This is a genomic window from Alteromonas salexigens (assembly GCF_025628895.1).
Classification (GTDB): Bacteria; Pseudomonadota; Gammaproteobacteria; order Enterobacterales; family Alteromonadaceae; genus Alteromonas; species Alteromonas salexigens.
The window spans coordinates 1-7,190 of record NZ_JAOTJC010000003.1; the positions used below are offsets into that span (position 1 = coordinate 1).

A 7,190-nucleotide genomic window follows, 5' to 3' on the forward strand; every position below is an offset into this window, starting at 1 on the left:
TATGAATCGTCGTTGTTGACACTCTTAACGAGTGCCCACACAGATTGTCTTGTTATAAATTGTTAAAGAACATTTTTATCGCCACCAACCAGGTTGGCTCGAAAGCAAAACCGCTTTACTTACCGGCTTGCTGATTTGCCTCTCTCGAAGCGAGATGCGCATTTTACACCTCTTGTCGGCAGTGTCAAGCAGCTTTTGAAGTTTTTTTAATTTCAAATTTTGCTGATTTGGTGCCTCGCCCTGAAGTTGCTGTAGCCCCCTCAGAACGTGGAGCGCATTGTACTGACCCTAACTTAAAGATCAACACCTTTTCGCATCTTTTTTATAGTTAGTGCAGATTACGCTCTTAACCGTCTATTTTTGATACAAAACTCTCTCCAATGAGCCCTTAAAACGCTGATTTCTACTTAATATTGTTCATTTCGCTGCAAATGAGTAAACTATGAGCAGCCTCCAATGATCATCAATAACAATATAAGGTAGGTATATGAAAGTAGGCTTTATTCAATGCGCAATTATTAGCGCGGTTTTCGCCATCGCGGGTTATCTCGTTTTCTCTACTGCTGCTTTGAGCGCAAGTTTGCCTGTATCTGTATCAGCTGCATTGCTGATCAGTGGCATGCTTACCCCCTGGTTAGCATCCCTGTTGAATTCGACCCCCACTAAACAGGCTTCATCTTCACCCTCTGACGCTGACGTAACTACGCTTTACGTGGGAAACCTTCCCTATAAGGCAAATGAAGACGCAGTAAAAGAGTACTTCAGCCGTTTTCTGCCGGTTCAATCTGTACGCCTTATGAAAGATCGTCGTACAGGTAAACGTAAAGGTTACGGGTTTATAGAAGTAGTAACAGATGACATCGATCAGACCATTCAAAAATTGAATGACACCACCTTTCAGGAACGAACCCTCAAGGTTCGTCCGGCAAAGGACAAAGCTGACGAGTAAAACAAAAAGCCCGGACTGAGTCCGGGCTTTTTTATGCAAGCAAAGCAGCTACCGTATCATTCAGGCTTCGCTGTTATCACGTTGACTGTCGTCACCCGCTTCGCTGGCTACCTGCTGGTTGCCCGGCAGCGCATCCAATATCCGTTGATTAAAACTGTGAAAGCGATTGAGCGCCGAGATTAGGTCTGGCACCTGCACATCTTCCATTTCATTAATGATACCGTTCACCAGATTGTTGTAATCATCTCCACCCTGCAGGTTTTCACCTGCGTTATTAAAGGTAGACAGCATTTTATCTACGTACTGGGAGACCGGGCTTACCACGTTGCCGTATTTATTAGCATCCTGGTTGTCCTCACGATAGTGCTGGATACTCTCATAAGCCTCCACCACCTGCGCCTGTTTGGTCTGATTCAGTTGCAGTGCATAGCCCACCAGCTCCTTGTCGTTAAACCCTAACGCCAGCGCTTCTTCAAACGCTTTGTCCATATCACCACCGAAAAAGGTATCCGCCAGCTCCGAGGCCTGCCCGACTAGATCCGCGATGGCTTTCATTTCGTCTTCGTCGAGCTCGCCTTTTAATGAAAAGCTCATGCCACTGCGTTCGAAGTACTCATATAACGAGGTTTGCTGAATTCCCACCGCGGGACCGTTGCTGCCCTCGCCTGGCTGTCCCGTCGCGGCTCCGGCACTAACCTGGGTTTGCTGCGCATAACGGTACTGTTGCAGCGACTCAAAGCTCAGGGTTAACTCGTCACCATCGCGAGTACGTATAAGAATACTACCGGTACGTGATTCACTGGCGCCGGCTTGCAGTGACGCTACGTTGCTGAGTGCTGTGTCGTTGCCAAAGAGTTTGTTTTCAAGCGTATCAATACGATCCTTAATGAGTGATCGGCTGCGATCGATGCCTTCCGCGATATCCTCATTCATAAACGCACCTATATCTTTTTCGGCCATAGCAATGCCTTTCGCTACCCCTTCACGGGCCTGCGAGAATAGCTCTGACAGCCTGCCCTTATCAGCACCACCGCGAGCAGCGCCCTCGAGCACGCCGCCAACAAATTGCATGACGTTTTTGGCCACCTTTTCAAAGTCGAATAAAGACGTTTTGCCGTCCTCTGCTTTTTCCTGAGGCGGCACTGATGGCTGTTTACCATCGATTTTGACTGCCTGCGTCATTGAGCCGCTGAATATCTTTAATCCGATGGCAGTATTAGAACTGCTAACACTCACCGCTGATGTCTGAGCTTGCTTAAACTCAGCAGCTTGCCGTAGCCCTTCTTCCTGCAGCTGTTTCTTTATGGCGGTATCCGGGTGCACAGATGATTTCTGATCACCAAGGAATGCCTTGATTTGACCCACGTTCATAATTTGATCCTCACTAACCTCAACCTTGTTATCGGCGCCCACCCCATTTTGTTTAATTTTAATGCAAATTTGCTGAGGTATAATGGTCAACAATTATTGCAGAACGCGCAAAAGCCACTACAATGCGCCCCCGCATCTGCCCACTGGTAACCGAGGACATCATGACAAAATCCCTGCAACAAGACTATCAGCAGCAACTTAGTGAAAAGGAAGCGCGACTGAACGGTCTGTTATCACAATTTGATGCACCTGATGCCGTGGTGTATGCCTCAGCGCCCACACACTACCGCATGCGCGCGGAATTTCGGGTATGGCATGACGGCGATGACCTGTACCACATCATGTTTGACCAACAAACCAAAGAAAAGTACCGGGTCGATGACTTCCCCCCTGCCAGCAAAACCATCAATAATATGATGGCGGTGTTAATGGAGAAGCTACGTAACAACACGCTGTTGCGTAAAAAGTTGTTTCAGATTGATTATTTGTCCGCCTTGTCAGGCGAACTGGTGATCAGCTTGCTTTATCACAAACCTTTGGATGACGCGTGGCTGGCAGAAGCCGAAAAGCTGCGGGATGAACTGAACACTGATGCACCGGTCAGTATCATTGGCCGAGCCCGCAAACAAAAGCAGATTTTAGGTAACGACTACGTAATCGAACGCTTACCGGTCTTCGAACGCACCTATCTGTTTAAACACATTGAGAATAGCTTCACTCAGCCTAATGCCGAGGTGAATTGCCGCATGATTGAATGGACGCTGGATGTTTCTGCAGGACTGGGTGGAGACCTGCTGGAACTGTACTGCGGGGCGGGCAACTTTTCGGTACCTCTGGCGGCAAATTTCCGACGGGTAATTGGTACCGAAATCGCTAAACCGTCGGTTAGTGCAGCGCAATACAATATTCAGGTAAACGGGTTAGACAATGTGGACATTGTCAGGCTCTCAGCAGAAGAGTTTGTAGAGGCGATGAAAGGGATCCGAGAGTTTTCGCGATTACAGGGGATCAATCTGGCTGAGTACGATTTCACAACAGTGCTGGTCGACCCACCGCGGGCAGGACTGGATGAGGCGTCGTTAAGGAAAATTCAGGAATACGACAACATCCTCTACATTTCCTGCAACCCTGAGACGCTGGCCGAAAACCTGACCATCCTCAATGAGACCCATCAGGTGACGCACACCGCCTTGTTTGATCAGTTTCCGTTTACCCATCATATCGAAGCCGGAGTAAAACTGACCCGAAAAGCAGTTTAGTCTCGCATCTGACGGGCACCCAACTGCACAAAACGTAGTTGGGTTTTCACCCGTTCCGCCACCGACTGACGAAGTTTAGGATCAGCTTCCAGTGCTTCTGCACCGGCACTGAACACCAGCCGCACCATGGCATCGGCCTGTACGTTCGCCAGTTTATATTCCACCGCTTGTTGCTCAACTATGTAGTCGGTCAGCTCTTCCACAAAATGCTGGATTTCACGAAATACCGCCATACGGTATGCGGCTGATGTCCCAGTGTGTTCGCGAAGCAGTAACCGAAACACGTTTTTGTTGGCAGCAATAAACTCCATAAACGTATCTACCGAGGTGCCTATCACACTTCCGCCTGAAGCGATGCGCCGGCGCGCCTGGCGCATTAGTTGCCGCAGGGCCAGCCCGGCTTCATCAACCAGGGTTAAGCCCAGTTCATCCATGTCTTTGAAATGACGATAGAATGAGGTGGGGGCAATGCCCGCTGCCCGGGATACTTCGCGGAGACTGATTGCAGACAGGCTGCGGTTCTCATCGAGCAGGGTAAATGCTGCGTTAATAATGTTTTCCCGGGTTTTTAATTTTTGTTCTTGTCGGCTCAAAACGGGCTCTCTTCCTCACTTCATACGTTATTGTAACTTACAAAAACGCGGTGGTGCGACTATTGAATCGCAAGTGATTGAAACGCAAGATAAGTTCCTTATGCAGCCCAGCTCTCCAAGAAATGTTTACGCTTAGGTGGCTCCGGCAGGCGGTTTTTAACTTGCCTGCTGGCCAGATAAACGATAAATTAGCGTACAGTTGTAAGCTGAAGTTTGATATATGAAAAAACCACCAATAATTATGAGCAACGTACTGGTTTTTATTTTAACCGGTACTATCGCCTTCATCGGCGTGCCCGTCTGGGCCTATCTGGTTGGTATCGACTGGGTTGAAGTAACCTGTGCCATTGTGCTGTTTTACTTTACCGGTATGTCGATTACCGCCGGCTACCACCGTTTGTGGTCACATAAAACCTATGATGCCAATATAGTGGTGCGGGTTATCCTTGCCATCGGCGGGGCTATGGCACTGCAAAACAGTATTCTGCACTGGTCATCTGATCACCGCATTCATCACCGGCATGTGGATCACGAAGACAATGACCCCTACTCAGCCTCACGAGGGCTGTGGTTTGCACACATTGGCTGGATGCTTCGTGAATACCAGGCCAACCGGTATAACGATTACACTAACTGCCGTGACTTACAGAAAGATCCGGTAGTCATGTGGCAACACAAGTATTATCTGCCCATTGTCCTTGCGGCGAACTTTGGCGTGACCGGCTTACTGGGCTGGCTGAATGGCGACATTCTGGGCATGATCCTGGTAGCGGGTGTACTGCGTCTGGTGCTGGTCCATCACGTGACCTTCTTTATCAATTCGCTGGCACACTTCTGGGGTAAGCAGCCTTACACCGATAAAAACAGTGCCCGGGATAATGGCATACTGGCATTCTTCACCTTTGGCGAGGGATACCATAACTTCCATCATATCTTTGAGTATGATTACCGCAATGGCATCCGGTGGTGGCAGTTCGATCCGACCAAGTGGCTCATCCGTGGTCTGTCTTTTGTCGGCCTGACCCGCAACCTGCGCCGTTGTCCAGAAGAGCGCATAGAGAAAGCACGGCTGGCTATGCAGCTTCAACTGGCCAGCGAGAAAGTGTCCAGCTTACCGAATGCGGAAGAAATACTGCATAAAATCCAGACTGAATACGATTTGCTGCTGCAACGTATGTCTGACTACTACGCAACAAAGAAGCGACTGATGGCGGTGCGTCAGAAATCGCTGAAACGCAGCCTGGAACGCTTTGAGCTCGATTATAAGTATAAGGAGCTCAAGCACGCCCTGGCGGTACAGCGTGAGAAGTGGCTACAGTTACAACAGCTCTCCCACCAGTTTGCCTGATAGATTAAGCCCGCTTCTTGCGGGCTTTTTGTTTCTATTCAAAAACTTGCTAGAATTTGGGTGTCAGGCACCCAGCGCCGCTCTCCGATTTCACAAAAGGCCCTATGACTATGAGTAAAAAATCCACTTCGTCTAAACCTGCATCTTTCCAGTATGATGCCATTGTCATTGGCACCGGTCCCGGTGGCGAAGGGGTGGCCATGCAGCTGGCTAAAGCCGGCAAGAGTGTGGCGGTTGTCGAACGCTATGAAGCGGTAGGCGGCGGCTGTACCCACTGGGGGACTATTCCCTCGAAAGCGCTTCGCCACTCGGTGAGCCGGTTAATTGAGTACAACAATACACCGCTGTTCGCTGATAACCGGGTCAGCCGAAGCTTAACTTTTTCTGAAATAATGAATCATGCCAGTGGCGTGATCCGGGCCCAAACCCGCCTGCGCGCCTCCTTCTACGACCGTAACCGTGTCAGTCTGTATTATGGGGAAGCCAGCTTTATTGATGCTAATACCCTGGAAATTGCCCGTGCCGACGGCTCCCGGGACACGATAACGGCCAAACAAATTGCCATCGCCACAGGTTCACGGCCATATACACCGCCGGATATCGACTTTACCCACCCGCGTATATATAACTCTGACAGCATTTTGTCGCTGGACCATGATCCTAAATCCATCATCATTTACGGTGCCGGCGTAATTGGCTCAGAGTACGCCAGTATTTTCAGAGGCATGGGGGTGAAGGTTGATTTGGTAAATATGCGCGACCGGCTACTGTCTTTTCTCGATACAGAAATCTCTGATGCACTGAGTTATCACCTGTGGAATAACGGCGTGGTTATTCGTCACACGGAAACGTATAAATCGGTGGAAGGTAAAGACGATAGCGTCATTCTGAATTTAGAATCGGGCAAGCGCATGCGCGCAGATTGCCTGTTATTTGCCAACGGGCGTACCGGCAATACCGATATGCTGAAGCTTGAGAACGTGGGGCTTGAGGCAGACTCCCGCGGTCAGCTGAAGGTGAATAAAAACTATCAGACCAGTATCGACAATATTTATGCGGTAGGCGACGTTATCGGCTACCCCAGCCTTGCCTCGGCTGCATATAATCAGGGCCGGTTTGCAGCAGAAGCCATGCTGCAAGGCCAGACCCATTCGGCGCTGGTTGAAGACATCCCCACCGGTATCTATACCATTCCGGAGATTAGCTCAGTAGGGAAAACCGAACAAGAACTGACCCAGGCAAAAATCCCCTATGAAGTGGGCAGAGCCCAGTTCAAGCACCTGGCCCGGGCGCAGATAGCCTCTACCCAGGTGGGAAGCCTGAAAATCCTCTTTCATCGTGAAACCAAGGAAATTCTCGGGATCCACTGCTTCGGTGAGCGGGCTTCAGAGATCGTACATATCGGTCAGGCAATCATGCAACAAAAAGGCGATGCAAATACCATCGACTATTTTGTAAATACCACGTTTAACTACCCGACAATGGCCGAGGCTTACCGGGTGGCGGCCCTGAACGGACTTAACCGTATTTTCTAATTTGCGCGCCTCGCACTTCTGCGAGGCTCAGCTCCAGACATAAAAAAACCGGCAGTCTGCCCAATGCCAGTCAGTTAAGCTGACTGGCATTTTTCTTTTTAGGGTATTTACGAGGCAGTCCCTTCACTACCCGTG

The 7,190-nt window shown here is 49.6% G+C and carries 6 protein-coding genes; 4 read left to right on the forward strand and 2 right to left on the reverse strand.

Annotation, left to right across the window (positions count from 1 at the left end):
• Positions 1-487: 487 nt before the first annotated feature.
• On the forward strand, positions 488-949 hold the full coding sequence (locus tag OCL06_RS01055) for an RNA recognition motif domain-containing protein (RefSeq protein ID WP_262991883.1): 462 nt from the start codon (positions 488-490) through the stop codon (positions 947-949).
• 60 nt (positions 950-1,009) lie between these two features.
• Here the strand turns inward: OCL06_RS01055 and OCL06_RS01060 are convergent, their stop codons facing one another.
• Positions 1,010-2,320 carry a DUF5610 domain-containing protein gene (locus OCL06_RS01060; RefSeq protein WP_262991884.1) on the reverse strand — a complete coding sequence of 437 codons (1,311 nt, stop codon included), beginning with the start codon at positions 2,318-2,320 and terminating at the stop codon, positions 1,010-1,012.
• Positions 2,321-2,481: 161 nt separating this feature from the next.
• Here OCL06_RS01060 and trmA point away from each other — a divergent pair, with 161 nt between their 5' ends.
• Positions 2,482-3,579: a tRNA (uridine(54)-C5)-methyltransferase TrmA gene (gene trmA, locus OCL06_RS01065; RefSeq protein ID WP_262991885.1), complete on the forward strand. Its 1,098-nt coding sequence runs from the start codon at positions 2,482-2,484 to the stop codon at positions 3,577-3,579.
• Here trmA and fabR read toward each other — a convergent pair.
• Positions 3,576-4,172: an HTH-type transcriptional repressor FabR gene (fabR, locus tag OCL06_RS01070; protein ID WP_262991886.1), complete on the reverse strand. Its 597-nt coding sequence runs from the start codon at positions 4,170-4,172 to the stop codon at positions 3,576-3,578. The two genes, trmA and fabR, sit on opposite strands and share 4 nt — an antisense overlap.
• A gap of 220 nt (positions 4,173-4,392) precedes the next feature.
• Between fabR and OCL06_RS01075 the strand changes: the two genes are divergently transcribed.
• Positions 4,393-5,520, forward strand: coding sequence for an acyl-CoA desaturase (locus tag OCL06_RS01075; RefSeq protein WP_262991887.1), 1,128 nt, complete (start codon positions 4,393-4,395; stop codon positions 5,518-5,520).
• 110 nt (positions 5,521-5,630) lie between these two features.
• Complete coding sequence (gene sthA / locus OCL06_RS01080) at positions 5,631-7,055, forward strand: Si-specific NAD(P)(+) transhydrogenase (protein WP_262991888.1); 1,425 nt, start codon at positions 5,631-5,633, stop codon at positions 7,053-7,055.
• The last annotated feature ends 135 nt before the right edge of the window (positions 7,056-7,190 follow it).